General features: G+C 61.2%; 25 protein-coding genes. 18 read left to right on the top strand and 7 right to left on the bottom strand.

Features of this window, described 5'->3' with window-relative positions; translation table 11 throughout:
• Window positions 1-10 precede the first annotated feature (10 nt).
• The 5 genes from ispG (at window position 11) to der (ending at window position 5903) form a co-directional block, all read left to right on the top strand.
• The gene (gene ispG / locus V5B40_RS13420; protein WP_332354974.1) at window positions 11-1255 is read left to right on the top strand and encodes a flavodoxin-dependent (E)-4-hydroxy-3-methylbut-2-enyl-diphosphate synthase; all 1245 of its coding nucleotides are present in this window, start codon (window positions 11-13) and stop codon (window positions 1253-1255) included.
• Complete coding sequence (hisS, locus tag V5B40_RS13415) at window positions 1255-2550, top strand: histidine--tRNA ligase (protein ID WP_332355217.1); 1296 nt, start codon at window positions 1255-1257, stop codon at window positions 2548-2550. Before ispG ends, hisS begins: the two co-directional genes overlap by 1 nt.
• Entirely contained in the window at window positions 2550-3233 is a 684-nt protein-coding gene (locus V5B40_RS13410; RefSeq protein WP_332354973.1) for a YfgM family protein, read from the top strand. Before hisS ends, V5B40_RS13410 begins: the two co-directional genes overlap by 1 nt.
• Complete coding sequence (gene bamB / locus V5B40_RS13405) at window positions 3233-4384, top strand: outer membrane protein assembly factor BamB (protein ID WP_332354972.1); 1152 nt, start codon at window positions 3233-3235, stop codon at window positions 4382-4384. The genes V5B40_RS13410 and bamB overlap by 1 nt, the downstream gene beginning before the upstream one ends.
• A 61-nt stretch (window positions 4385-4445) precedes the next feature.
• On the top strand, window positions 4446-5903 hold the full coding sequence (der, locus tag V5B40_RS13400; protein ID WP_332354971.1) for a ribosome biogenesis GTPase Der: 1458 nt from the start codon (window positions 4446-4448) through the stop codon (window positions 5901-5903).
• Window positions 5904-6027: 124 nt separating this feature from the next.
• Here the strand turns inward: der and V5B40_RS13395 are convergent, their stop codons facing one another.
• Window positions 6028-7725: a hypothetical protein gene (locus V5B40_RS13395; protein WP_332354970.1), complete on the bottom strand. Its 1698-nt coding sequence runs from the start codon at window positions 7723-7725 to the stop codon at window positions 6028-6030.
• A 496-nt stretch (window positions 7726-8221) separates the two neighbouring features.
• On the opposite strand from V5B40_RS13395, the gene V5B40_RS13390 reads away from it, so the two are divergent.
• Window positions 8222-8752 carry a low molecular weight protein-tyrosine-phosphatase gene (locus tag V5B40_RS13390; RefSeq protein WP_332354969.1) on the top strand — a complete coding sequence of 177 codons (531 nt, stop codon included), beginning with the start codon at window positions 8222-8224 and terminating at the stop codon, window positions 8750-8752.
• A 64-nt stretch (window positions 8753-8816) separates the two neighbouring features.
• Here V5B40_RS13390 and V5B40_RS13385 read toward each other — a convergent pair whose 3' ends face one another.
• Window positions 8817-9638: a formylglycine-generating enzyme family protein gene (locus V5B40_RS13385; RefSeq protein WP_332354968.1), complete on the bottom strand. Its 822-nt coding sequence runs from the start codon at window positions 9636-9638 to the stop codon at window positions 8817-8819.
• Between the two features lie 615 nt (window positions 9639-10253).
• Here V5B40_RS13385 and V5B40_RS13380 point away from each other — a divergent pair.
• On the top strand, window positions 10254-11675 hold the full coding sequence (locus V5B40_RS13380; RefSeq protein ID WP_332354967.1) for a glutamate-cysteine ligase family protein: 1422 nt from the start codon (window positions 10254-10256) through the stop codon (window positions 11673-11675).
• A 10-nt stretch (window positions 11676-11685) separates the two neighbouring features.
• Window positions 11686-12729 (top strand): M14 family metallopeptidase, encoded by a 1044-nt coding sequence (locus tag V5B40_RS13375; RefSeq protein WP_332354966.1) that lies wholly within the window; start codon window positions 11686-11688, stop codon window positions 12727-12729.
• A gap of 96 nt (window positions 12730-12825) precedes the next feature.
• Here the strand turns inward: V5B40_RS13375 and V5B40_RS13370 are convergent, their stop codons facing one another.
• Window positions 12826-13284, bottom strand: a complete 459-nt coding sequence (locus V5B40_RS13370) for a bacteriohemerythrin (protein ID WP_332354965.1) — start codon at window positions 13282-13284, stop codon at window positions 12826-12828.
• A 344-nt stretch (window positions 13285-13628) separates the two neighbouring features.
• On the opposite strand from V5B40_RS13370, the gene rpsF reads away from it, so the two are divergent.
• From rpsF to dnaB, 5 genes are all read left to right on the top strand, one after another.
• The gene (gene rpsF, locus V5B40_RS13365) at window positions 13629-14030 is read left to right on the top strand and encodes a 30S ribosomal protein S6 (protein ID WP_332354964.1); all 402 of its coding nucleotides are present in this window, start codon (window positions 13629-13631) and stop codon (window positions 14028-14030) included.
• Window positions 14027-14374, top strand: coding sequence for a primosomal replication protein N (gene priB, locus V5B40_RS13360; protein ID WP_332355216.1), 348 nt, complete (start codon window positions 14027-14029; stop codon window positions 14372-14374). The genes rpsF and priB overlap by 4 nt, the downstream gene beginning before the upstream one ends.
• Complete coding sequence (gene rpsR / locus V5B40_RS13355) at window positions 14346-14621, top strand: 30S ribosomal protein S18 (RefSeq protein WP_046531352.1); 276 nt, start codon at window positions 14346-14348, stop codon at window positions 14619-14621. Before priB ends, rpsR begins: the two co-directional genes overlap by 29 nt.
• Before the next feature lie 14 nt (window positions 14622-14635).
• Window positions 14636-15094: a 50S ribosomal protein L9 gene (gene rplI / locus V5B40_RS13350; protein ID WP_332354963.1), complete on the top strand. Its 459-nt coding sequence runs from the start codon at window positions 14636-14638 to the stop codon at window positions 15092-15094.
• Window positions 15095-15236: 142 nt separating this feature from the next.
• Entirely contained in the window at window positions 15237-16703 is a 1467-nt protein-coding gene (dnaB, locus tag V5B40_RS13345) for a replicative DNA helicase (RefSeq protein WP_332354962.1), read from the top strand.
• Between the two features lie 36 nt (window positions 16704-16739).
• Here dnaB and V5B40_RS13340 read toward each other — a convergent pair whose 3' ends face one another.
• From V5B40_RS13340 to V5B40_RS13325, 4 genes are all read right to left on the bottom strand, one after another.
• On the bottom strand, window positions 16740-17960 hold the full coding sequence (locus tag V5B40_RS13340) for a transglutaminase-like domain-containing protein (RefSeq protein ID WP_332354961.1): 1221 nt from the start codon (window positions 17958-17960) through the stop codon (window positions 16740-16742).
• Window positions 17961-18069: 109 nt separating this feature from the next.
• A complete protein-coding gene (locus tag V5B40_RS13335; protein WP_332354960.1) occupies window positions 18070-19497 on the bottom strand; it encodes a PhoH family protein in 1428 nt (475 codons plus the stop codon).
• Window positions 19498-19540: 43 nt separating this feature from the next.
• Window positions 19541-19996, bottom strand: coding sequence for a peroxiredoxin (locus tag V5B40_RS13330; protein WP_332354959.1), 456 nt, complete (start codon window positions 19994-19996; stop codon window positions 19541-19543).
• A gap of 59 nt (window positions 19997-20055) precedes the next feature.
• Window positions 20056-20646 carry a YiiX/YebB-like N1pC/P60 family cysteine hydrolase gene (locus V5B40_RS13325; RefSeq protein ID WP_332354958.1) on the bottom strand — a complete coding sequence of 197 codons (591 nt, stop codon included), beginning with the start codon at window positions 20644-20646 and terminating at the stop codon, window positions 20056-20058.
• Window positions 20647-21006: 360 nt separating this feature from the next.
• Here V5B40_RS13325 and V5B40_RS13320 point away from each other — a divergent pair, with 360 nt between their 5' ends.
• The 5 genes from V5B40_RS13320 (at window position 21007) to V5B40_RS13300 (ending at window position 25410) form a co-directional block, all read left to right on the top strand.
• Window positions 21007-21648 carry a DUF4255 domain-containing protein gene (locus tag V5B40_RS13320; protein ID WP_332354957.1) on the top strand — a complete coding sequence of 214 codons (642 nt, stop codon included), beginning with the start codon at window positions 21007-21009 and terminating at the stop codon, window positions 21646-21648.
• 149 nt (window positions 21649-21797) lie between these two features.
• Window positions 21798-22742, top strand: coding sequence for a hypothetical protein (locus tag V5B40_RS13315; protein ID WP_332354956.1), 945 nt, complete (start codon window positions 21798-21800; stop codon window positions 22740-22742).
• A 24-nt stretch (window positions 22743-22766) separates the two neighbouring features.
• On the top strand, window positions 22767-24416 hold the full coding sequence (locus V5B40_RS13310; RefSeq protein WP_332354955.1) for a phage tail sheath family protein: 1650 nt from the start codon (window positions 22767-22769) through the stop codon (window positions 24414-24416).
• A gap of 65 nt (window positions 24417-24481) precedes the next feature.
• The gene (locus V5B40_RS13305) at window positions 24482-24949 is read left to right on the top strand and encodes a phage tail protein (protein WP_332354954.1); all 468 of its coding nucleotides are present in this window, start codon (window positions 24482-24484) and stop codon (window positions 24947-24949) included.
• Window positions 24950-24966: 17 nt separating this feature from the next.
• Entirely contained in the window at window positions 24967-25410 is a 444-nt protein-coding gene (locus V5B40_RS13300; RefSeq protein WP_332354953.1) for a phage tail protein, read from the top strand.
• The last annotated feature ends 15 nt before the right edge of the window (window positions 25411-25425 follow it).

The raw sequence follows: 25425 nt of genomic DNA, 5'->3' as shown, positions 1-25425 counted from the left end.
TGGGCTCGCTATGAGCAATTCGCTGCCCGTGGCAGCGCGGCGGCGAACGCGTGCGGTCAGCGTTGGCCAGGTCTCGGTCGGCGGTGACGCGCCGGTGGTCGTCCAGTCGATGACCAACACCGATACCGTTGACGTCGTGCGTACGGCAATCCAGTGTGCCGAGCTGGCGGGTGCCGGTTCGGAACTGGTGCGCATCACGGTCAACACGCCTGAGGCTGCGGCGGCGGTGCCAGCGATTCGGGCGCAGCTCGAGCGCATGGGCGTCGATGTGCCGCTGATCGGCGACTTCCACTATAACGGTCATCGCCTGCTCGCCGAGCAGCCGGATTGCGCGCGGCTGCTGGCCAAATATCGGATCAACCCGGGCAATGTCGGTCACGGCAGAAAGCGTGACGAACAGTTCGCGCAGATGATAGAGATGGCCTGCCGCTACGAGAAGCCGGTGCGTATCGGTGTTAACTGGGGCAGTCTCGATCAGGATCTGCTGGCCCGCATCATGGACCAGAATGCTCGCCGCGCCGAGCCACACGACGCCATCCAGGTGATGCGTGAGGCCATGGTCGCCTCGGCCCTGGAGTCGGCCGCTCGCGCCGAAGAAATCGGTCTGCCGGGCGACCGGATCATTCTTTCGTGCAAAGTGTCCGGTGTGCAGGACCTGATCGCCATTTATCGCGAGCTGTCGCGCCGCTGCGATTACCCTTTGCATCTCGGTCTGACCGAGGCCGGTATGGGTTCCAAAGGCATCGTCGCGTCTACCGCGGCGATGGCGGTGCTGCTGCAGGAAGGCATTGGCGATACCATCCGCATTTCGCTGACGCCGGAACCGGGTGGCAAGCGCACGCAGGAGGTGGTCGTCGCCCAGGAGATGTTGCAGACCATGGGCCTGCGCGCCTTCTCACCAATGGTCATCGCCTGTCCCGGTTGCGGCCGTACGACCAGCACCTTCTTTCAGGAACTGGCGCAGTCGATTCAGGAGCATGTCCGCGAGCGCATGCCGCACTGGCGTAGCGCGTATGACGGCGTCGAGAACATGACTCTGGCGGTGATGGGCTGCGTGGTCAACGGACCGGGCGAGAGCAAGCATGCCAACATCGGCATCAGCCTGCCCGGTACCGGCGAAACACCGGTGGCGCCAGTATTCGAGGATGGCGCCAAGACGGTGACCCTGCGCGGCGAGCATATTGCCGCAGAATTCACCGCCATTGTCGATGCCTACGTGGCACGCAGCTATCAGAGGAAGCGTGCCGCCGAATGATCAGTCAGAAGCTACAGTCCGTTCGTGGCATGAACGACATCCTGCCCGATGAAGCCGAATTCTGGGATTTGTTCGACGAGACCATTCGTTCGTGGCTGAAGAGCTATGCTTACCGACCGCTGCGCCTGCCGATCGTCGAGCCGACGCCGCTTTTCAAGCGTGCCATCGGCGAGGTTACCGACATCGTCGAAAAGGAGATGTATTCCTTCGTCGATAGCCTCAGTGGCGAGCCGCTGACGCTGCGCCCCGAGGGAACCGCCGGTTGCGTGCGCGCCGTGATCCAGCACAATCTGATTGCCCAGCAGCCGCAGCGGCTCTACTACATGGGCCAGATGTTTCGTCACGAAAGGCCACAAAAAGGGCGTTATCGCCAGTTCCACCAGGTCGGTGTCGAAGCGCTCGGCTTTCCCGGGCCGGACATCGACGCCGAACATATCCTGATGGGTGCTCGCCTGTGGGATGACCTGGGGCTCGACGGCATCAGTCTGCAGCTCAACACCCTGGGACAAGCAGCGGAACGGGCCAGTCATCGTGCCGAACTTATCGCCTATCTGGAGCAACACAGCGACCTGCTCGACGATGACGCCAGGAGGCGCCTGCATAGCAACCCCTTGCGCATTCTCGACAGCAAGAATCCGGCGCTAGAGGGACTGATCCTCGGCGCGCCGAAACTGATTGATCATCTTGGTAGCGAGTCAATGGCCCATTTTGAAGGCGTGCAGCAGGTCTTGCGCGATGCCGGACAGCCCTTCGCGATCAACCCGCGCCTGGTGCGCGGACTCGACTACTACAATCTTACCGTCTTCGAATGGGTGACCGATCGCCTGGGTGCGCAGGGGACGGTCTGCGCTGGCGGTCGCTACGATGGTCTGGTGCAACAGCTGGGTGGCAAGCCGGCGCCGGCCTGCGGTTTCGCGATGGGAGTCGAGCGGCTGATTGCGCTGATTCGCGACGCAGGGGGCGAGACCAGGGCGGCAGCGGTCGATGTCTATCTGGTGCACCAGGGCATTGCGGCTTCGCGCTTGGCCGCGCGGGTCGCCGAGGGCCTGCGCGACCGTGGTATCGATGTGCTTTTCCATTGCGGTGGCGGCAGTTTCAAGTCGCAGATGAAGAAAGCCGACGCCTCGGGGGCGGGCTTTGCGGTGATTATCGGCGATGACGAGGCCGGCGCTGGCGAAGTGACGCTGAAGCCGCTGCGCGCGATCGGCGAACAAGCGAACCAACAGAAGCGGGTCAGCGTCGATGCTGTCGCCGACGAAATCATGAACTCCATTTTGGATTGGGACGAATCGTAATGGCTACCTACGACCTCGAAGAACAGGAACAGATCGCGGAGATCAAGGCCTGGTGGAAGCAGTATGGCAATCTTATGGTGGGCATTGTCACCGCCGTCTCGATTGGCGTTATCGCCTGGCAAGGCTGGAACTGGTATCAGCGCGGTCAGGCGGCCAAGGCATCGATGGTCTATGGCGTGCTGCAGAAGGCGGTGGCTGAAGACGATTCGCAGCGCGTCAAGACGGCCAGCGGGGAATTGCTCGAGAAATTCGCGGGCACGGCTTACGCGCCGCTGGCGGCGTTGTCGGCAGCCAGGATCATGGTCGACGCCGGGGATACGAAGACAGCCAAGTTGCAGTTGCTGTGGGTGGTCGAAAACGGCGAGCATGAGCTGCGTGATCTGGCGCGCTTGCGCCTGGCGGCCGTGCTGCTTGACGAAAAAGCCTACGACGAAGCGCTGCGCCAGCTTGAAGGGGGTAGCGGTGCCGGCTTCTCGGCCCTGTACCTGAACATGCGTGGCGACGTGTTCAGCGCCGCGGGGAAAAAGACAGAGGCGCGTGAAGCCTACCAGGGCGCCCTGGCCAGGCTCGATCAAGGCGACCCGAGCGGCAAGGGAAGAAACACCCTGCAGGCATCTCAGGCCAATGCCGCCTACCGCGAAGTGCTGCAGCTGAAGCTCGACGCGCTCGGGGAGAGCAGTTGATGAGGCGTATGTTTGTCGCGACAGTGCTGCCGGCACTGCTGCCAGCGTTGCTGGCCGGCTGTTCGAGCTTCGATGCGCTGAATCCGTTTGCCAGTAGCGGACCGAAAATGGCGGAGTTGCAGCCTATCCAGGCGACAGCGCAGGCGCGAGTGGTCTGGCGGGACGATGTCGGCAAAGGCAAGCCCTTTACCTTCGTTCCGGCGGTGGTCGGGTCCACTGTCTACGCGGCAGCTCGCGACGGCACGGTTGCGCGCTTCGACGATGGCCGGCCAGTGTGGCGAATCAAGGCCGAGAAACAACTCTCGGGGGGGGTTGGTGCGGATCAACGGCTGCTGGCGGTGGGCACCGTCAAGGGTGAGGTTCTGGCATTTGACGCCGCCGATGGCAAACTGCTGTGGGAGGCCAAGGCCAGCAGCGAGGTATTGGCGCCGCCAGCGGTGGCTGGCGGACTGGTGATCGTGCGCAGCGGCGATCATCGCCTGACTGCCTACGGCGCGGTCGACGGAAGCCGCAAGTGGATCTACCAACGTCCGACGCCTCCGCTATCGGTGCGTGTGATGGCGGCTCCGGTGGTCGTTGACAAGTATGTTTTCGTCGGTTTCCCCGGTGGCAAACTGATTGCTGTCAACGCCGACAATGGTGCACCGCTCTGGGAGGGGACGGTCGCCTTGCCAAAAGGCGCCACCGAACTCGACCGCATCGCGGACGTCAGCAGCCTGCCGGTCATCGATGGACAAATGATTTGCGCGGTCGCTTTTCAGGGGCGCACTTCCTGTTTCGACCTTGGCACCGGGAACCTGATGTGGGGGCGCGACATTTCCAGTTCGGCGGGTTTGTCGATCGATAGTCGCTATGTTTACGTCTCCGACGACCAGGGGGCCGTGCATGCGCTCGACAAAGCGACCGGGTCGAGTATCTGGAAGCAGGACCAGCTCTTCCTGCGCCAGTTGACTTCGCCGCTGGCCAGCGACGGTCTGGTCGCCGTCGCCGACGTGGAGGGAGTGGTGCACCTGCTCAATCGCGACGATGGTTCTTTCGCTGCGCGTCTGAGTACCGATGACAGCCCGGTACGGGCACCCTTGCAAAAGCTCGGTAACGAGTTGTTGTTGCAGACCCAGGGTGGTGGCATCTACGCGATTGGCGTCCAGTGATCGAGAGACCATCAGCAGCACCTGCCTTGCCCGGCGCGCTTCCAGATGAGGGCCGTTGCCCATGAAGCCGAGCATCGTCCTCGTCGGGCGCCCGAATGTCGGCAAGTCCACCCTCTTCAATCGGCTGACCAGAACGCGTGACGCGCTGGTTGCCGATATCCCCGGTCTTACCAGAGATCGCCACTACGGTCACGGACGACTGGGCAGCAAACCCTATCTGGTGATCGATACCGGTGGTTTCGAACCGCTTGCCAAGGACGGCATCATGCGCCAGATGGCGCGCCAGACCGAGCAGGCGATCGACGAGGCCGATGTAGTGATCCTGGTCGTCGACGGACGCACCGGCATCACGCCGCTGGACAAGGAAATCTCCAGGCGGCTGCGCCAGTCGGGGGGGGCGGTTTTCGTGGCGGTCAACAAGGCCGAAGGAATGCAGCACGGTCTGGTGATTGCGGACTTTCATGAACTTGGCCTTGGCGAGCCCGTGGCCATCTCGGCGACCCACGGCGAGGGGGTGCGGGCGCTGCTCGACCTGGCGCTGGAGCCTTTTCCCGAGCCAGCGGACGACGAAGCAGAGAGTGACATCGTTCGGGTGGCCATCGTCGGCCGCCCGAACGTTGGCAAGAGCACGATGATCAACGCGCTGCTCGGCGAAGAGCGGGTCATCGCCTTCGACCAGCCGGGAACCACGCGCGATGCCATTCACGTCGATTTCGAGCGTGCCGGTAGAAAATATACGCTCATCGATACGGCCGGCCTGCGGCGCCGCGGCAAGGTTTTCGAGAGCATCGAGAAGTTCTCGGTGATCAAGACGCTGCAAGCCATCGAGGAGGCACACGTGGTGGTCCTGGTTGTTGACGCACGCCAGGATATCGGTGAGCAGGATGCGCACATTGCTGGTTTCATCCGCGAATCGGGTCGTGCGCTGGTGCTTGCCGTGAACAAGTGGGATGGGCTGGACTCCTATGTGCGCGAACAGATCAAGGGGTCTCTGGGAAGCCAGCTGGCATTCATTGATTTCGCCCGCTTCCACTACGTTTCGGCATTGCATGCACAGGGGCTGGAAGGGCTTTTCCGCTCGGTCGATGCGGCCTACAAGGCGGCCATCGCCGATCTGCCGACGCCGCAACTGACCCGAACACTGATCGACGCGGTGGCCAGGCAGGCGCCACCGCGCGCCGGGCTGTTCCGGCCGAAGCTGCGCTACGCGCATCAGGGCGGGCGCAATCCGCCGCTGATCGTGATCCATGGCAATGCCCTCGACAAATTGCCGGAATCGTATCGCCGCTATCTCGAGCACATCTTTCGCGAGGTGTTCAAGTTGCAGGGGACGCCATTGCGCATCCAGTTCAATGTCTCCAGCAACCCCTTTGCCGACAAAAAGGCGCCTGATGAGGGGCGGAGGCAGCACAAATCTGTTGTCAAGCCCAAAGCTGCGGCGAGAAATCCGGCCAGGCCCGGGTCCATGCGCAAGGAAGCGGTCGCCGCGAAGTCGAAGAGGCCACCCGTCGCTCGCTGAGCGGCACTCGCCGCGGCTAAGCCGATCGGCGTCGCGGCATGGCCGACCGTCATTAGCCGCGCCTTGGCGATTCCCCGGGACCGCGCGGCACGCTGGGCGCTTGCGCGACTTTCACATTAAGCGCTTAAGCGGATGTTGACGCAAACATGTTGGTGTTAGTGTAGGTGCCAGGACCAATGGTGATGTGCAGGGTGTCGAAGGTGCTGCGCAACTCGCGCTGGAGATTTTCGTAATGCTGGTCAAGGGCCTGGATGTTCTTGGGTGGGGGTCCCAGGTGGGGTTTGCCGGCGCCGGCGAGAACGGGTTTGATGACTTTCTCGCGCAAGATCAGCCAGCCACCGAGAATGCTGATGCCCGTCGGATGGGGCCGGTAGCGACGCGTTTTGGCGACGCGCTCGATAAGTTGCTTGCCACGGAACTTCATGAGATCGTAGGCGGCCTGACGCCCGGTGTAGCCGTTGCGGGCGACTTCAGGTAGCGAAGGACGCACTTCGTCAGCAAGCTCTTGTACCGTGAACCCGTCGGGATTGGGCGCGAGATGCAGGAGGGCTTCGGCGACAGAGCGCATGCGCGGCTTTTGTAGATCGACGCCGGACAAGCGGCGATTGCCGCGCTCGGTCGGTTCGATGAGGGAGTCGAGCACGCCATCGGGAAGGAAGCTGACATGTGCGGCCTGCATGGCGTTGAGAAAGTCGATCGCCATGTGCTGGAGCTTGGCCAGCATGATCGAGAGTTTCTCCAGCGAACGCCCGCAGCGCAGTTCCTTGATGTTGTGGGCGATGGCCTCGGCGCGCAGCACGCGCGCTCCCTTGTCGTAGAGCTTGAGGGTCAGCGCTCCGAAATGTACCTTGAAGACCGTCAGGTCGTAGGCAGACTGATCCACGATACGAGCCACGCCGTGGCTTCTGTCGGTACGCCAGCGGGGTCTTTGTTTGCGGCCGAATAGCGTGCGCAGGACCGGCACGTCGAGCAGACACCGGGTACGATCGATCAAGCCCTGGAAGATCGCATCCAGGGTGTTGCCACGAACGAACAAGAGATTGCGACTGTACTCGATCTGATAGACCGAGTAGCGGTACCGGAAGCGGCTGCGCTCTTGCTCCTCGATCGTCAGAGCGAAGCACAGGCAGCTCGAGTACACCCAACGGTCACAGACCTCGGCCAGTCGCCCTATGGCGTGCTCATCGCACAAGGTATCTGCGAGCTGATCCAAAGCCTGGAACGAACCCCCGACGAAGCAGTTACCCTCCTTCTCCAAGGAGATGGTCTGCGCGCGGGCTTGCCGTTCGACCCATTCGTGACCGTTGAGCATGATTTGGACACCGAAAGGCGGATGTCCGCTCATTTTGATGGTGAGGTGACCCCACTCGGGGTCGATGAGGTGAAAGTGGTAATGATTGACGTAGGGCCAGGGCTTCTTGCGCGCCAGGTGGGGCGAACCGTTCTTGCAGGTTGTCACCTCCCAGACCAGGGCAGGTGCCTTGGCGACGAGGATCAGGAACAGGCCACGAAACTGCGGATCCGCGGGTAGGTATTTCTCGGCCAACTCGTGCTTGCGCAGATCGGGCGGGCAATGGATCAGGGGAATGCTGTGCTCCTTGGCCCAGGCATGAACCCGACGGCTGAAGCGCCCGGCCATCTGCATCAGGTGATCCGCATCCAGGGTCGCGTCCGATCCGGTGAGCGCTCGCCACCAGGTACGGAAAGCGCCCCCTTGCTGGCCGAGGGGAAAGTAGCCATTGAGCACGATGCGATCGATGCAGTCATAACGACCTTCAAGGAGCTCCTCGTAATACGCGGACAAGTCATCGGCTTGTTTCATCGCAAGAACCTCGGTGGGCACCGGAAAATCCCGTCATCCTTTGACAGGCGCGGCGCGAACGGGATTCTTTTCTTTCGCCCGTCGGGGTGTGACCCTCCGTTTGCCCGCAACTACCCCTGCGTGTGGCACCCGTCGCAGGGTCTGCGTGCCATCACAAAATGCCCATCCCCTGGCGTCAAAGCTCAACACCACTCCGACACCTCAGTTCTCGGCTGTTCTCCGCAGGAGAACCTCTTTTCCCAAGCGCAGTCTTGGGAAAAGCCTAGATCCTTACAATCACTGCACTCCGGTTGCGCTGACCGGCTTTTCAACGGATGATGAAGGCCACTGCGGTGCTGGGCGCGTGTCGTGCGCCAGCGGGCGGTGGGCAAGGAATAAGGCGATTGCCGATGCAGTGGCGGGGCGGGGCGGGAAAAATTGGCCTGACACGCCTGCCCGGTGCCCACTTTTGGGGCTCAAACTTGGCCGAAAAACGAACGTATCTGGAAGATGCAAGGTGATCAAGGTTCTATTTGTTTGCATGGGGAATATCTGCCGCTCACCAACGGCCGAGGGCGTTGTTCGGCAGATGTTGCGTCGCAAGGAACTGGACGACAGAGTCGAGGTGGATTCGGCCGGAACGCACGGCTATCACGTCGGCGAGGCGCCGGATCAACGCACCCAACGAGCGGCTGCCATTCGCACCTATGATCTATCCGACATGCGCGCGCGCAAGGTGGTGGCCCAGGACCTCGACTATTTTGATCTGATTCTGGCCATGGATCACAATAACCTCTCGGTTCTACAACGCATCTGCCCGCCTGAAAAGCACGATCGGCTGGGACTGTTCATGAGTTATTCGAAGAACTTCGACGACGACGAAGTGCCGGATCCTTACTACGGTCTTGGCCACGGCTTCGATCTGGTCCTGGATATGGTCGAGGATGCTGCCGACGGCTTGATCGAGAGCCTCGAGCAACGTTTGCTCGCTGAGGCCAGCGCCGATAGCGAACAAGCGATGCGGAATGACCACGACAGTACCGGCTGACGGGCCCATCCGCCTGGCACGCTGACCTGGCGGATCGCAGCGAGGTGTCGCGCGTCGAAATTGCTCAGGGCTGGGTGAGAGCGATCCTGAAGCCACTGCTGCGCGGCCGGTAGGCTGGTTCGATGCGGCTACGGTTGGCCGAACGTGCGTAGCGGCCGGGGTCGCTCCAGGTGCCGCCGCGCAGTACTCGTTGCTTGCCGTATTTTGCGCCGAGCGGGTCCACCTGTCTTTCGCCCGGGTATTCGGCGTACCAGTCGGCACACCATTCCCATACGTTGCCGTGCATCTCGAACAAGCCCCACGGGTTTACCGGCAGCGAGGCGGCGGGAACCGTTTGCTCGCGATACGGCCCCTGTCGGCCATCGGCGTAGGGATAGCCGCCGTGGTAATTAACCTCTGCAGGGGTGATCTGCTGGCCGAATACGAAGGGGGTCGTCGTGCCGGCGCGGCAGGCGTATTCCCATTCCGCTTCGCTTGGCAGGCGCGCCTGCAAGGTGGGCAGGCGCCGGTTGAGCTCGCCAATAAACCCTTGCGCATCGTGCCAGCTGATGTTCTCGACCGGATTGTCGGCGTGCTCCTGAAAACAGCTCGGGTTGACCGGCCACACAGCCAGCCAAAAGGCTTGTGTGCAGGCCGTGTCGGCGAGCCAGAAACCATGGCTGAGCCTTACTTCGTGCAGCTTTTCGGAGTGCCCACGCTCGGCTTCGTCGGCCGGCGAACCCATCAGAAACTCTCCCGCTTCGATCCAGCGAAAGACCTGGCTCGCGTGACCGACGCGCAACACCAGCGAGCGTCCGAACGGGTCTTCGACGAAGTCACTCGTCAACAGCGCGGGGCACGGGTCAGCGAGCAGGATTTCAGCGTTTTCGGGGCGGATAGCGGGCATCAAGAGCTTTCGCAAGAATGACTGCTGGTACGGGCGAAGGGCATGTGCAAGGTCACAGACAGGGGGGTCGGAGTCAGCAATATACCGCGAAGAACGGCGTTTCTGGTGTCATTTTCGTTATGCTCGGCGCTTTCCCAGGGGCTGCCCGCTCGTCTCCTGGCGCGGCTGGCGATGGTGATAAGTGCTGCTGATGCCGATTGAGCAATAAATTGCACAGGCCGGATGGGCAAGGTAAGGTCACTCGCCATAAGGGAAGGGCGCGATACAAAATGCGATTTGCAAGGGAGAGAGAATCGTTGGCGGCGTGTGGTGTTTGACTATGGCCCGGCGCTTGGCAGGAAAGTGACGACGGTCGTCGACGTACAAGCGCCTTCCTTCGGCTGTCACTGGCTTGCCGATAGTGCGGCGATCGGGCTACGATCGCGTGGGCGGTGCTCATTACCGTACCGGTGGCCGTCGTCGGTCGCAGCATAGGCGTGGCGATAGCATCAAGAGGGTGCGGCGTCACGGTGTTGGGGTGACAAGAACTTGATCTACAGCAAGCGATCATAAGGGCTGGCGAATAGACTCGGCTGTCAAATGGAGGCTGGTGTCGCACACTTCGAAGGGGGGGCGATGGGCAAGGAGATTGGCAGCGACGGCTTTACGGAGGATGACTTCGCGCGCTTCGGCCAGCGCCTCGAGCAAGAGACCGCGCATGCCCACAAGACGTACAGGGCGGGAGGTTTCGCCAATGCCGGCCTGGTCGCGGGTTTCGAACTTGAGGCCTGGCTGATTGACGAGCATTTTTTTCCGGCGCCGCGCAACGTCTCTTTTCTGCAGCGCATGGCCAGCCCGCTGGTGGTGCCCGAGCTTTCTCTGTTCAACGTCGAGATCAACGGCACGCCGCAGGCCTTGAGGGCTACCGCGCTGTCACAGCTTGAAGGTGAGCTGATCGCGACCTGGCAGCGATGCCAGCAGGTGGCTGCAGACGAGGGGGTGGCACTGATCGCCATCGGGACCTTGCCGACATTGCGCGAGCGTGATCTGTCGCTGAGCAGCATGTCGCCTTTCAAGCGCTACGCGGCTCTCAACGAGCAGGTTTTGCGGCGACGCGGTGGGCGGCCCTTGACGCTGGATATCGCCGGCATCGAAACGCTCACTGCGACCCACTCCGATGTGATGCTTGAGGCGGCGACCACCTCCTTTCAGGTACATCTGCAGACACCGGTCAGCGAGGTCGCGCGCACGTACAATGCGTCGCAGCTTCTCGCTGCACCCTTGGTTGCGCTGGCCGCCAATTCGCCATTCTTGTTCGGGCGAGCGCTCTGGCACGAAACGCGGATACCCTTGTTCGAGCAGGCGGTCGATTGCCGCCAAGCGGGCCATCTCGAGCATATGCGGGTAACCTTCGGTTCAGCTTATCTCGGCAAGGACCCGACGGCGTGTTTTGCCGAGAACCTGTCATCGTATCCGGTGCTCTTGCCGTATGTAGAGGAGGGACCGGTGACTTCGTATGCGCATCTGCGCCTGCACAACGGAACCATCTGGCGTTGGAATCGGCTGCTGATCGGCCTCGAGAAAGAGCAAGTGCCGCATTTGCGGGTCGAGCAGCGCGTCATGCCTGCTGGTCCGAGCCTGATCGACATGATTGCCAATGCTGCCTTGTACTATGGCGCGGTACGCTGTCTGGCCAGGCAGGCGGAAGCTCCTGAAACCCGGCTGCCGTTTGCCGTTGCGCGCGAAAATTTCTACCGTGCCGCACGTTACGGTCTTGAGGCGCAGGTGGTGTGGCTCGATGGGCGCTGTCAAAATGTGGCCGAACTTCTCTTGCGCGAACTGCTGCCGCTGGCTCGCGAAGGACTGGCCGAGCTCGATCTTGCCGCAGCCGACATCACTCGCTACCTCGACGTGATTAGCGCGCGCCTGCGCAACCGCCAGAACGGTGCCGCCTGGCAACTTGCCCATTATGCGAAGTACCAGGATTTCTTCCGGCTTACCGCCGATTATCTTGAGCATCAACGCCGTCTCGTGCCGGTGCACGAGTGGCCGATATGAGTCCCACTTCATGCTGACCGTACTTGAATCCCTGCCTACGGGCTTTCTCGAAACCCCTGCCCGTGAACTGCATCGCCTGTTACGCGGTCCGACCTTGATCCATCTGCCCGGACGACGCGAGGCTCCGCTCCTGGTTTCCGTTTTGCTGCACGGCAACGAAGACAGCGGCGTCGTCGCGCTGCAAAGCGTTTTGCGTGCTCACGCCGGTCGACCACTGCCGCGGGCGCTGTCGATCCTGGTTGGCAATGTCGCGGCGGCACGAGAAGGCCTGCGTCGACTCGATCATCAACCTGATTACAACCGCGTCTGGCCGGGTACCGAGCTGCATGCCGGCGCTCCGGAGCACGCAGCGATGAGCGAGGTCCATCACATCATGCGCGAGCGCGGCGTCTTCGCCAGTGTCGATGTCCACAACAACACGGGCCTCAATCCGCTCTACTGCGTGGTGAATAGCCTCGATCAGGCGGTTCTCCATCTGGCCTTGCTATTTTCGCGCACGGTGGTCTGGTTCCGTGGCCTGGCCGGCTCGCAGACCACGGCTTTTTCTCCGTTGTGTCCGTCATTAACCCTGGAATGTGGCAAGCCCGGCAAAGCGGCCAACGAAGCGCACGCCGCGAGCTTTATCGACGCTTGCCTGCATCTGGCGCAGTTCCCGTCGCATGACGTCCACGAGCATGACATCGATCTTTATCACACGGTAGCGACGGTGCGGGTGCCTGGCGCGGTTTCCTTCGGTTTCGGCGATGCGCTGGCCGATGTCGATTTTGATCCGCGGCTCGATCACATGAACTTTCGGCAACTCGAGCCCGGCACGGCGTTTGGGCGCACACGCCTGGCCTTTCCGCTCGACGTCCGCGACGAGAGACGGCGTGACGTGAGCGAAGACTATTTCGCCTGCAGCGACGGCACGATCACTCTGCGGCGAACCTCGACACCGGCCATGCTGACGCTCGATGCGCGTGTGGTGCGGCAGGACTGCCTTTGTTATCTGATGGAGCGAATTCCTTTTCCACACTCGGCAACTGCTGCTCGCCACTGGTGCGCAAGCGTATAGGCAAGGATGGCTTACTGTGGGCCTGGGGCGGACGGCAAGGACCGCGCCTGATTATTCTCGGGCGCTAGTCACCTACGCGCCAGGCGAGCCATGAACTCAGACCCGGGCGGAAAAATAGTGTTCGAGGGCAGGCCAGTGGCTACTCGGAAGCGTGAAGTGTCGGCGTTGCTGCAGGGTGGCGACGAACCGCTTGTCGTCTTCCCTGATATGACGTTCAAACCAGAACTCGGCATAACGCAGGAAGGAATGCGCGTCGTGTCCGCCGTTACGGACATCATCCAGCGCCTTGCGTAGCAGGCCAAGAGTGTCGCGGTGGATCTTGGCATGGGCAGTGAAATCCACTCCGGCTTCATCGGCCAGCCGCTCTTCGGTGGCGAAATGCAGCGCGAAGTAGTCGATCAAGCCTTGGAACTCGGCGATATCTACGTAGGTGTTTTCAAAACAGCCCGCCTTGAGCGACTCGATGCGGGTAAATACCTCCTCGTGCTGGGCGTCAATTTCTGGCAAATCGACCAACAGAGCCTCTGGCAGAAACGGGGAAAGATCTATCTCCATTACATGTCTCCTCTGGCAAGGTTCAAAGGTTTCTAGTTATCAGGGAAGTATAGGAGGACTTTGGGCAGAATGCCAAGGAAATTTTCATTAACTCAGGTAAATATGCTCTCGACCCTGCTCTGGGGCGCTCGGCTGCCGGCCGGCGTGAGCGGCGATCCTGGGCTCGTGGTCTGTGCGGCGCTTGCCCGCTCGCGCAATGCGCCGTAGTGCGAACGATTGCTCGCTCGTTGCGAGGGAAAGGCGAAAGCAGTTTGCCGAGAACGCCGCCAGACCGTTATAATGCTCGGTTTTCCACCTTGCTCCACCGTTTGCATGGCGGGGGGCTTCAACCACAAGGAGTGTTCATGCGTCATTACGAAATCGTCCTGATCATCCATCCGGATCAGAGTGAACAGGTGCCGGCGATGGTCGAGCGGTACAAGGCTGTGATCACCGCGCGTGCCGGGCAGATCCACCGTCTCGAAGACTGGGGACGCCGCCAGCTCGCTTACCCGATCCAGAAGCTGCACAAGGCACATTACCTGCTGTTGAACATCGAGTGCGATGACGCTACGTTAACCGAGCTCGAGCACGGTTTCAAATTCACCGACGCGGTTCTTCGTCATCTGACGATCAAGACCAAGCGTGCGGTCAGTGGGCCGTCGCCAATGATGAAGGACGAGAAGTCCAAGTCGCTGCTGGAAGCACGCGCGCCTGCACCGGCTGAAGCGGCCGCTGAGCAAGCGGCTGCAGAACCGGCCGCCTGATTGTCGAGGCTCTGCTGAACCGCGTCGAGCTTGTTGGTGTCCTGATCGAGCGCAAGGCGCAACGTTTTACACCGGCCGGTGTGCCGGTAGTGGAATGCCTGATCGGGCATCAATCAGAGCAACTTGAAGCGGGCAGCCCACGGCGTGTCGAATGCGAAATCCAGGCCATCGCCCTGGGTGCAACGGCACAGTGGCTGCAAGCGGCAACTCCTGGCGCTGCCCTCCATCTGACGGGCTTTCTTGCCGCCAGGAGTCGCAACAGCAAGCAGCCGAGACTGCATGTAACTACGATCGAATTTGTCGAAGGAAAGCAAAATGGGAAGATTCTTCAAGAAGAAGGATGACAAGAACGTCAAGAAGCGTGGTGGTGGCCTATTCAAGCGGCGCAAGTTCTGCCGCTTCACCGCCGAGAAGATGGAAGAGATCGACTACAAGGACGTCGACCTGTTCAAGGAGTATGTCGCCGAGAACGGCAAGATCATGCCGGCTCGCCTGACCGGTACCAAGGCTGGTTATCAGCGCATGCTGTCGGTGGCCATCAAGCGTGCCCGCTTCCTGGCCTTGCTGCCGTACACCGACAATCACCAGTAAGCGAGGACAAGGAAATGCAAGTAATTCTGATGGAAAAGGTTGGCAACCTCGGCAGCCTTGGTGATCTCGTCAACGTCAAGGCGGGTTATGCCCGTAATTTCCTGATTCCAACGGGTAAAGCCAAGCGTGCAACGCCGATGGCGCTGAAGGAATTCGAAGCCAAGCGCGCCGAACTCGAGAGCGCGGCAGCCGAGAAACTGGCGGTTGCGCAGGCCTATGCCGAGAAGTTCGAGGGCGTCGTCGTGCGCATCGAACGTAAGGCTGGCGTCGATGGCCGCCTCTTCGGCTCGGTGAGCAACTTCGATATCGCTGATGGCTTGCGTATTCTCGGCTTCGCAGTCGACAAGTCCGACGTGCGCATGGCTGCGGGTCCGCTGAAGATGATTGGCGAAACCGAGTTGCAGGTCGCGCTGCATAGCGATGTCCTGGCGACGATCACGGTTTCAGTCGTTGCCGAACAGTTCAAAATCTAAGCCTGATCCGGCGCCGTTGGCTGGCGCCACGGAAAAAGCCTTGCCCCGGGGTAAGGCTTTTTTTTCGTGCGGGCAACGGGAAAATTTCATCAGCGGGGTAAACTCGCTGCCTCGTTCGCCCCGTGTTTCTCACTGATCAGTCATGGCCAAGTCCTTCGATTCAGATTCATCGCCCTCGGAAAACTCTGAACGTGCGCCACGCGCGAGCGGTCGCGGTGTGCGGCGAGACGGCGGCCGTAGCCCGCAGATTGACCCGGCCTTGGCTGCGCTGCGCGTGCCACCGCACTCGATAGAGGCCGAGCAATCGGTTCTTGGTGGCCTGTTGCTCGACAATGCCGCTTTCGACAAGATCGCCGACCTGATGGCCGAAGGCGACTTCTATCGCGACGAGCACAAGCGCATCTACCGGCAGATTTGCAAACTGTTGGAGCGTGGCAAGCCGGCCGACGCGGTCACCGTGGCCGAGAGCCTGGACCTGGCAGGCGAGGGCAAGGACACCGGCGGCCTGGCTTACCTTGGTGAGCTTGCCGCCAACACGCCGTCGGCGGCCAATATCCGCCGTTACGCGGAAATTGTTCGTGAGCGAGCGATTCTGCGGCAACTGGTGACTGCCGGTGACGAGATCGCCGGGAGCGCGCTCAATCCGCTCGGTCGTGATCCCAAGACCTTGCTCGATGAGGCCGAGAGGAAAGTCTTCGCCATCGCCGAAGGCGGCTTGCGCCACCAGACCGGCTTCCAGCACATCAACCCGCTGCTGACACAGGTCGTCGAGCGCATTCAGGAACTGCATGACCGCGACAATCCATCGGACATCACTGGCGTTCCCACCGGCTATCATGATCTCGACAGCAAGACTTCGGGACTACAAGGCGGTGATCTGCTGATCGTCGCCGGGCGTCCGTCGATGGGCAAGACTTCGTTTGCGCTCAACATCGCCGAGCATGTCGCCATCGAGGTCGGCCTGCCGGTGGCGGTTTTTTCGATGGAGATGGGCGGCACGCAACTCGCCATGCGCATGCTTTCTTCAGTGGGCCGGCTCGACGCGCATCGCGTACGTACCGGTCGGCTCAACGACGACGAGTGGTCACGCCTGTCGTTTGCTCTGGGCAAGATGCACGAAGCGCCGATCTATATCGACGAGACGCCGGCGCTCAACCCGATCGACCTGCGCGCCCGCGCGCGTCGCCTGCGCCGCCAGTGCGGTCCGCTCGGCTTGATCGTCATCGACTATCTGCAGCTGATGTCCGCGACCGGCCATGGCGAGAACCGGGCGACCGAGATCTCGGAGATTTCGCGCTCGCTGAAGAGCCTGGCAAAGGAACTGAATGTTCCCCTGATGGCCCTCTCGCAGCTCAACCGCTCGCTCGAACAACGTCCGAACAAGCGCCCGGTGATGTCCGACCTGCGCGAATCGGGCGCCATCGAACAGGATGCTGATGTGATCATGTTCATCTATCGCGACGAGGTCTATAACCAGGATACCGCCGAGAAGGGGGTTGCCGAGATCATCATCGGCAAACAGCGGAACGGTCCGATCGGTACCGTTCGCCTCACCTTCCTGGGTGAATACACGCGTTTCGAGAATTTCGCCACCGCAGGTTCGTACTGATTGCCGCGCAAGGAGCAGCCTTTTCAGGCGATGGCCTTAGCCTTCGACGCTTCTGGCGTGCACCGTGTAGCTGAAGCGCTTGGTATCCAGGCTGTCGAAGCGGTTGGCAGCCACTTCTGCCTGCGGCAAGAGCAGAAACGGTAGCACCTTGCCGTCGCCGCCGCGCAGCCTGACATCCAGGGCGCTGTTGAAAGCGACCCAGTTCATTTCCCAGAACCCAAACAGCAGCTTGCTCAGGACGACCAGTTTCGGGTCGTTACTACTCAGGCGCTCGTCGTGGATTGCCTTGCGCACATCGGCCGGATTGACCGGAATCCAGCCGTAGCCCGGCGTATAGAATTCGGCGCGGCACTGCTGTTCCGTGCTGAGGTTGCCTGTCGCGCCGAGGCCAGAGAACAATCGTGAGCTGTCGATGCGCTGCCCGAAAAACGGACGCGCAGGAATGCCAATGGCTCGACACAGGCCGACGAAGAGCAGCGTGATATCGGCACTTTTTCCGCTCAACTGGCCGCTATCGAGCATGGCTTCGATATCACCTCGGCCGCTACCGGGCAGCGACGGATCGTAGGTGGTGTTTTCCAGCACCCAGTCGTAAATCGCCTTGCCGCGTGCCAGCGGGTCCTGGATGCGACCGACGGCGCGTTCGGCGGTGCGCCGTACGAGTCCATCGGTGGGGACCAAATGGCTGGCGTGCAGGTTCTGGCGCAGCACTTCGCTGCGCTCAGCGGCGTTGCCGCGTCGGGTAATGTCGAAATGACGGTCTCGTTTGGCGACCTGGCTGCTGATTTGCAACTGCGGAGCATCGACCCCCTCGTTCCAATCGGCGTAGAACACCACTATGGTCTCGGCCGGGTCGCGGTAGATGCCGGCATTCGTGAAATTACCTTGCCAGCTCTGGCCCAGCGAACGCTGCCAGGGCGTGTCCTGGTGCAGCGCCAGCGGCAACCACAGCCGAAGCTTGCCCTTGACCTCCTTGAGGGCGATGGTCGAAGTGATGTCGTAGATTCGCCAGGGTGTCGCTGGTTCATCGGGCAGACCGGTGGCCTCGGGCTGCTCGGCTCCTGGCTGCGGCGAGCTGGCCGCGGCAGGCGCTTCCGGCTTTGCGGCGGCGGCTGGCGCGCTTTGCCGGCTGCTTTTCTTTGCGCTGCCTCTACGCGTTGCTTTGGCGCTTGTCTTGCTCTTTTTTGCGGCCAACACCGACGTCGGCGCCAGTAGCGAAAGAAGTGCCGAAGCAGCAAGGAAATTGCGTCGTTTCAATCGACTCTCCGGTAAGCGCAGGATCCTGGTCGCACGGAGCAGGTAGCGCGGATCGGTGGCTACAAACGACCGGGCCGTGTCCTAGACACGGCCCGCCAATAGCAGAAAATTATAGCACCTCGGCCGCGTAGTCGGCGAGGCGGGAGCGTTCGCCGCGTTGCAAGGTGATATGCCCGGCGTGTGCCCATCCCTTGAAGCGATCGACGACGTAGGCGAGGCCGGAACTGCCTTCGGTGAGATAGGGCGTATCGATCTGGGCGATGTTGCCGAGGCAGATCACTTTCGTCGCTGGCCCGGCACGGGTAATCAGCGTCTTCATCTGCTTCGGAGTCAGATTCTGCGCTTCGTCGATAATCAGGAATTTGTTGAGGAAAGTTCGACCGCGCATGAAATTGAGTGACTTGATCTTGATGCGGTTGCGAATCAGGTCGTGGGTGGCTGCACGCCCCCAGTCGCCAGCGTCTTCATCGCTCTGGTTGAGAACTTCGAGGTTGTCTTCAAGGGCGCCCATCCACGGACCCATCTTCTCTTCTTCGGTGCCTGGCAAAAAACCGATGTCCTCACCGACCGGCACGGTGACCCGGGTGATGATGATTTCGCTGTAGCGCCTGCTTTCGAGCACCTGGGTGAGTCCAGCGGCGAGCGTGAGCAGCGTCTTGCCGGTACCCGCCTGGCCGAGCAGGGTGACAAAATCGATTTCCGGATTCATTAGCAGATTGAACGCAAAGTTCTGCTCGCGGTTGCGCGCGGTGATTCCCCAGACGCTGTTCCTGCTGTGCGTATAGTCGGTCAGGGTGGCAATCTCGGCGCTCATTGCAGAGGCGTCGCGGACGATCGCATGCAGCGGGCTCTCTCCGTCCTGGATGAGGAACTGGTTGGCTAGAAATTGCGCGCACAGCGGGCCCTTGAGGCGGTACAGCGTGTGCCCGTCCTGCTGCCAGGACTCCATCCCCTGCGCATGCTGGTCCCAGAAATCCGAGCCCAGTTCGCGGATGCCGGTGTACAGGAGGTCGGTGTCTTCGAGAACCTTGTCGTTGAAGTAATCCTGCGCTTGCAAGCCGAGCGTGCGGGCCTTGATGCGCATGTTGATGTCTTTGGAGACGAGGATCACCGAACGCTCCGGATGCTGGCGTTGCAGGTGGATGACAACTGCCAGAATCTGGTTGTCGGCCTTGGCCGTCGGTAGTCCTGCCGGGAGCTCGCTGGCGATCGCCTCGGTCTGCAGAAAGAGGCGACCGCTGGCCAGTCCGCGCGAAGCTTCGTCGAGTTCGATGCCCTGGTCGATGGCGTCGTCCATACTGCTGACGATTTCATCGAGCGTTCGTGTCACCTGGCGAGCATTGCGAGCGATCTCCGACATCCCCTTCTTGTGATTGTCCAGTTCTTCCAGGGTCATGATCGGCAGGAAGACGTCGTGCTCCTGGAAACGGTAAACACTGCTCGGGTCGTGCATCAGGACATTGGTGTCGAGGACGAACAGTTTGCTCGGCTTGGCAGCAGCGTCGCGGGCGACGGTGGCGGCAGGTGGGTGGATCATGCGCAGGTCTTCCGGATGAGGGTTTGTCGGTCAGGCTTGGTGATCAGAGCTGAACGACGAAATCCAGCACTTGCTGCGCATGGCCGGCTACTTTCAGAGCGCGCCATTCGCGCCGCAATGCGCCCTTGCCATCGATGACAAAAGTACTGCGCTCGATACCGCGGACCTGCTTTCCGTACATCGATTTCATTTTGATCACCGAGAAGCGAGTGCACAGCAATTCGTCGGCATCGGAGAGCAGGGCGAAGGGCAAGTCCTGCTTGGCCTTGAAGTTCTCGTGCGAGCGGATGCTGTCGCGTGATACGCCGACGACGATGGCGCCGGCCTCGACGAACCGCGGGTGGAGATCGCGGAATTCCTGGGCTTCGGTGGTGCACCCCGGCGTGCTGTCCTTGGGGTAGAAGTAGAGTACGACAGTGCTGCCCTGGCAGGCCGACAGCGTGAAGGTCTGGCCGCCGGTAGCCGGCAGGCTGAAGTCGGCGACGGTTTGGTCGATCATGGCTTTCTTTCGCGGAAGGATTTCAATGGAATGGGGAGAGGGCGGCGGAACGAGTACCGTCACATGATACGGAACTGCATCATCACGCGCTCATCGTTCCAGATGTCGTCCGGGCTGATCGACTTGCGGTGGAACCTGAACGCGACCTCCGCCTTGCGAAAAGCCTCGTAGACCAGTTCCGAGCAGATGTACTTGCGGTCTCGGTTCTTGCGGCCGCGCCTGAAGAGAATCCGCATCGCGATACGGCAGATCTCCCAGTTGTCGTAAGGCCTGGTGAGTTCGTCCATGCCGAAGCTGATCACCGACTTGAGTTTCTCGTCGTCCGGCCCGGGGGTGATGCGGGCGATCACCATGCGTCCTTTGTAGGGCTTGTTGCGGCCGTGGTAATCGCGCAGATACTTGGACAAGGGAGCGAGGCGGACCCCGATGGCGGTTTCGCTCTCGAGCACGAAGATGCGCTGCAGATTGTCGTCGCGATAGATGATGCCGACATGGCTCCAGACGGATCGCGTGAACCACCGGATGGCCTGCGAGAAGAAGTAGGTGCCAGAGCAAAAGACGATGTCGCCGGTACGCAGCTGATCGCGAACCTGATCGTAGTCGAGGATGGGGAGTCTGGCGATTGCTTTGCTGCCAAGGCCATCGGCCATGCGTGGCTCCCTTAAAGGGGCAGGTGTAAGGGCTGAGATCATTATGCACCGCCTGCCGACTCCGTACGAAAATGTTCTACGGTGGCCAAGGGACTACGAAACAATGCTGCACGGCGACACTGAGGACGGCCAAGAGCACTGAGCCTGTCGGACAATGCGAGCGGATGAATCGCGGCCGGCCGCCTAGCGCCTGATTGGGGCGAGAACTCCCTGCACAAGAATTAGTTGGGCATTAATTCAATGCGCCTGCTATAGTTTTCCATGTTGTCGTAGTGGAAACCCTGTGCTGAGTACACCAACGGTCGCCTACGTTACAACCCACGCCAAGAGCCACTGAAGACCGGCCGGGGCCATGCGAACATGGCGCCGAAACGAGCCATAACAGAAGGACTTTTGATCAGCCTGCTTGCCATCATGATTGCCGAGGCCATCAAATTTCTGCGGGGTCGCCTGAACGCCACCCTGCCTCGAGAATCCTCCGGCGTACCGGTCGAAGACCTCTTCGTCTATGCCGGTACCGGCAACGACGAGAGGGTGGTTTTCAAGGCAGACGCAGTGTCCCTCGCGTTGGTCAGAATCGGTGAGGAGACGGCGCTTCGTCAGCCCGACCACTATGCCACTGTGTCCGCCGACGGCGTACGCCAAAGAGTCGAACCCGAAATCAGGTTGAATTTGTTCGTATTGTTCGTCGCTCGCTTTCCCGACGACTACAGCCTGTCTTTGCACCATCTGTCGCGGGTGATTCGCTACTTCCAGAATCACCGCGTCTTCAATCATCAGAACTCGCCGGATCTTCATCCAGATATCCCGCAGCTTGTCCTGGAACTCGTGGCGCCGTCATTCTCCGAGCAGAACGAGATTTGGGGCGCTTTGCGCACGGCTTATCAGCCCAGCGCCCTGTACAAGGTCAGGCTGGTCGTCTTCCGGGACGAAGATGCCCAGCCCCTGGCGACGATCCAGGAAGTGCTGCCGACGACAGTTGGGAAGGTGCCCTCCCCATGAAATTTGTCCCCTTGTTCGGTCTTCGCGTCAGACACGATTACCATGGCGCCGCCACGTGTCGCGACCTCGCTTGCGAGCCGACACCAGAGACACTGCGTCTTATCGAGCGTTATCGCCTGCGGATCAGGGAAATTCCCGGCGGGCTGACGGTGCTCGCGGCGCTCGCTGTCGACGGCCAGACGCCGCTGCTCGGGTTGCCCCGCGACGAAATCTTCGCCTTCCACCTCCGGGTGTGCAACACCGATTTCGCGCTGTTCACTGATCTTCAGGAACTGAGCGGCAAGACCGATCCGGTCTTTTCGAACGAAGCTCTCTCCGGATCCGATCGTCGGACGCTCGATCTGACCGAGCGCCAGTCGTGGAACATGGAAAGCTTCGTCGCCACACAGGGAGACACCAAGCGACAGTTCTCCCTCGCCGGAAATCCGCTGTCCCTGGACGGCGATCCGCTCAAGACAGCACAGGCTGCTGACTTCAGCCTCGAGCCGCCCGCTGGAGCGGCGCAAATCACCGCCTACGATGCCGCCACCAAGATACTCACGCTGCAGTTGGGCGCAGCGCAGCCCGATCTGACGGTCCGCTATCGCGTGCGGCCGAATCGGGACAGGCGCTTCCTCGCCGACGTCGAGTTGCGTTATGACCAGTCGATGCCTGCTCCGGGAGCAGGCGACGCGTCGTTCGAGATTCCCTTCAAGGTCCGAACCGGGCGCTGGGCCTACTACCTGATCACCAACCAGAAAGGGGATTTTTCGATCGTCGACACGAGTGCGGCAAGCCCGTCGATCAGCTTCAGCGCCGCCAACCGGACGACGCTGAATGATTTGCCCGACGATCCCGATCCCGATCCCCTGGCGAGCGAGCTGTCGCGACAGTACCCCGATTTGCAGCGCGTCCGGTTCCTGTCCGACGAGGCTGTACCGTGTTCGCTCGCGACGCGCAACGGAATCGAGCTGCGGCTCGGCAACCAGAAGCTTCTCCGCCCGCTGCCCAATCCACCGCTCCGACACCTGTCGAGGATCAGACAAAAGGCGGGAGCGGGATTTAAGGAGCAGGACATCTTTCACCAGGTCGTCAAGTACCTTCCAACCCACTAGGAACTCAACCAGGGGACTCATCACATGGCCACTTACAGAACACCCGGCGTATATGTCGAAGAGAAATCAACATTGCCGCCGTCGGTCGCCGAGGTGGCGACCGCAGTGCCGGCATTCATCGGCTACACGAGTGTCGGACCGGCGGACACGGCCGCGCCGAGCGTCGCGCGCATCGCGACGCTGCTCGAATTCGTCACCGCTTTCGGCGGCGCGCAGCCGGCCACGTTTAAGGTAACCGAGCTGGCCGATCCTGCCAGCGCTGTGGCGGTCGAGCTGACGCCTCCCACCCATCCGTTCTCGCTGTATTACGCGCTGAGCCTCTATTTTCGTAACGGGGGTGGACCGTGCTATGTCGTTTCGGTCGGCAACTACGCTTTGACGCCAAGCTCTGCGCATTTCACGAAGGGCCTTGATGCCCTGGAAAAAGAGGACGAACCGACGCTGATCGTGCTCACCGATGCCGCGTGCGTCTTGAAGGCCAGCGACTACTACGACGTGTGCGGACAGGCCTTGAAGCAGTGTGCCAAACTGGGTGACCGCTTCACCATCCTCGATGTGATTGGCGGCCAGGTGGAAGACTTCAGAAACGACAGCAAGCTGTCGGCCAATCTCAAGTACGGCGCCGCCTATCATCCCTACCTGAAAACATCGATCAACTACGATTACGACGACACCGGGGTTTCCGTCACGCGTGCCGAGGTTGCGGTTGAGGGAACGCACAAGCTGGGCGGTGCCAAGGGAATAGCCGTCAGCTTCACCGGTCCTCCCGGCAGTACGCCCAAGGTAGGGGTAAGCACGGCAGGGGACCCTCTGAGCTTCTCGATCACCGATGGCACGCTGACCATCAAGGGCGCAAAGGACAAGACCGGGACGGATATCGCCGCGGCGTGGAGCACCTGGAAGGAGTCCAACCAGGCTTTGGGCTTCGATGTCGTCAGCAGTGGCGACGGATCGGGGGTGGTCGCGAGTGCCGATGTGCCGATTACCGCCATCGTTGTCGTCGGAAAGAGCACAGGCGTGACCCTGGCGAGCATCATGAGCAGCAAGACCGCGCTCTACAACAAGACCAAGGCGGCGCTCGCCGAGCAACGTGTCGTTCTGCCGCCCAGTTCGGCGATCGCCGGCATTTACGCCCGAGTGGACCGCGAGCAGGGCGTCTGGAAGGCGCCTGCCAACGTCGGCGTGCTCTCCGTTCTCGGGCCCGACGTCAGGATTACGGATGCACAACAGGAGGATCTCAACGTCGATGCGACTGCCGGCAAGTCGATCAACGCGATCCGCAGCTTCACCGGCAAAGGTACGCTGGTGTGGGGCGCCCGCACTCTCGCCGGAAACGACAACGAATGGCGTTACGTCCCCGTCCGCCGCTTGTTTATCGTCATCGAGGAATCGGTCAAGAAGGCAAGCGCGTTTGCCGTCTTCGAGCCGAACGATCAAACCACCTGGCTCAAGGTGCGAGCGATGATCGAGAGCTATCTCTACGGCCTCTGGCAACAGGGGGCACTCGCCGGGTCGAAGCCGGAAGCCGCGTACTACGTACGCGTCGGCCTGGGCACGACGATGACCCCGCAAGACGTGCTCGAAGGGCGGATGATTGTCGAGACGGGTATCGCTGCCGTTCGGCCAGCCGAATTCATCATTCTCCGCTTCTCCCACATGATGCAGACCGCCTGAGCGCAGCCGCCACCCACCCGCCACGCCTTTGCCGCCAACCCAGACACTACGAGGCCTCGACCACCATGGCACTGACCAAAGACGAAATCAGGACTACCTACCCGCTGCCCGTGTACAACTACAAGGTCGAAATCGACGGCAAGGCCGTCGCTTTCTCCGAAGTATCGGGCTTGAGCATGGCCTACGAAACCAGCACCTATGTCGAGAGCCCGACCAGCGGCGTCGGCCCACGCCGGATGTACATGCCCAGCCAGCGAAAATCGGCGACCATCACCATGAAGAAAGGGATGGTCGCCGGCGTCAGCGTACCGGCGCTCTTCGGCTGGATCAGTTCGATTCAACTCAATCGCGTTGACAAGAAGGACATTTATGTCCGCCTTTGCGACGAGAGTGGTGCCACGGTGGTCAGTTGGAAAGTGATCAACGCCTTCCCGACCAAGCTCGACGCGCCCACCTTCACCGCGAACTCGAACGACGTCGCGATCGAAAGCATGGAACTGATGGCCGACGGCGTCGTCGTCGAGCCGGCCTGAAACCGGACGGTCCCTCAATGTCGGAAACCGCGGCGAGCCAGCGGGCGCAGTATCCACTGGCGGCCTACAACTTTCGCGTCACCGTCGGCGAGGCGGTGATGAGCTTCACCGAAGTGTCGGGACTGGCTCGGGAGTACCAGACGCTCACCTACAAGCATGGGTTGAGTTTCTGGGAGGGCGAGTCGATTAGCAGGTTCCGCTACGACAAATACGTGCAGCTGACGCTGAAGAAAGGCGTGATCGCCGGCCTCACCGAGATCTACGAGTGGCTGGACAGCGCGGACAGGCTAAGCTTGAGTATCAGCCTGTGCGACGAAAAGGGCGATGCCGTGGTGACCTGGCAGATCAAGAAGGCGCTGATCGTAAAGCTCGAAGCCCCGCTGCTGCAGGCCAGCGGCAACGAGGCGGCGATCGAGACGCTGACGCTGATGGCGTCCGGGATCTCGGTCGAGCACCACTGACACCACCACAGACAA

This window comes from Candidatus Accumulibacter meliphilus (assembly GCF_036625345.1).
Lineage (GTDB): Bacteria > Pseudomonadota > Gammaproteobacteria > Burkholderiales > Rhodocyclaceae > Accumulibacter > Accumulibacter meliphilus.
This window is presented reverse-complemented; position numbering and strand designations above follow the sequence as displayed.

Excerpts from the sequence above, each read along its gene's own strand:
- rplI (WP_332354963.1), top strand. The coding sequence starts at position 14,636 with ATGCAAGTAATTCTGATGGAAAAGGTTGGCAACCTCGGCAGCCTTGGT.
- V5B40_RS13385 (WP_332354968.1), bottom strand. The coding sequence starts at position 9,638 with ATGCCCGCTATCCGCCCCGAAAACGCTGAAATCCTGCTCGCTGACCCG.
- V5B40_RS13330 (WP_332354959.1), bottom strand. The coding sequence starts at position 19,996 with ATGATCGACCAAACCGTCGCCGACTTCAGCCTGCCGGCTACCGGCGGC.
- V5B40_RS13325 (WP_332354958.1), bottom strand. The coding sequence starts at position 20,646 with ATGGCCGATGGCCTTGGCAGCAAAGCAATCGCCAGACTCCCCATCCTC.
- V5B40_RS13410 (WP_332354973.1), top strand. The coding sequence starts at position 2,550 with ATGGCTACCTACGACCTCGAAGAACAGGAACAGATCGCGGAGATCAAG.
- bamB (WP_332354972.1), top strand. The coding sequence starts at position 3,233 with ATGAGGCGTATGTTTGTCGCGACAGTGCTGCCGGCACTGCTGCCAGCG.
- V5B40_RS13335 (WP_332354960.1), bottom strand. The coding sequence starts at position 19,497 with ATGATCCACCCACCTGCCGCCACCGTCGCCCGCGACGCTGCTGCCAAG.
- der (WP_332354971.1), top strand. The coding sequence starts at position 4,446 with ATGAAGCCGAGCATCGTCCTCGTCGGGCGCCCGAATGTCGGCAAGTCC.
- ispG (WP_332354974.1), top strand. The coding sequence starts at position 11 with ATGAGCAATTCGCTGCCCGTGGCAGCGCGGCGGCGAACGCGTGCGGTC.
- V5B40_RS13375 (WP_332354966.1), top strand. The coding sequence starts at position 11,686 with ATGCTGACCGTACTTGAATCCCTGCCTACGGGCTTTCTCGAAACCCCT.
- V5B40_RS13320 (WP_332354957.1), top strand. The coding sequence starts at position 21,007 with ATGGCGCCGAAACGAGCCATAACAGAAGGACTTTTGATCAGCCTGCTT.
- V5B40_RS13370 (WP_332354965.1), bottom strand. The coding sequence starts at position 13,284 with ATGGAGATAGATCTTTCCCCGTTTCTGCCAGAGGCTCTGTTGGTCGAT.
- dnaB (WP_332354962.1), top strand. The coding sequence starts at position 15,237 with ATGGCCAAGTCCTTCGATTCAGATTCATCGCCCTCGGAAAACTCTGAA.
- V5B40_RS13300 (WP_332354953.1), top strand. The coding sequence starts at position 24,967 with ATGTCGGAAACCGCGGCGAGCCAGCGGGCGCAGTATCCACTGGCGGCC.
- V5B40_RS13380 (WP_332354967.1), top strand. The coding sequence starts at position 10,254 with ATGGGCAAGGAGATTGGCAGCGACGGCTTTACGGAGGATGACTTCGCG.
- rpsR (WP_046531352.1), top strand. The coding sequence starts at position 14,346 with ATGGGAAGATTCTTCAAGAAGAAGGATGACAAGAACGTCAAGAAGCGT.
- rpsF (WP_332354964.1), top strand. The coding sequence starts at position 13,629 with ATGCGTCATTACGAAATCGTCCTGATCATCCATCCGGATCAGAGTGAA.
- V5B40_RS13310 (WP_332354955.1), top strand. The coding sequence starts at position 22,767 with ATGGCCACTTACAGAACACCCGGCGTATATGTCGAAGAGAAATCAACA.
- V5B40_RS13395 (WP_332354970.1), bottom strand. The coding sequence starts at position 7,725 with ATGAAACAAGCCGATGACTTGTCCGCGTATTACGAGGAGCTCCTTGAA.
- V5B40_RS13305 (WP_332354954.1), top strand. The coding sequence starts at position 24,482 with ATGGCACTGACCAAAGACGAAATCAGGACTACCTACCCGCTGCCCGTG.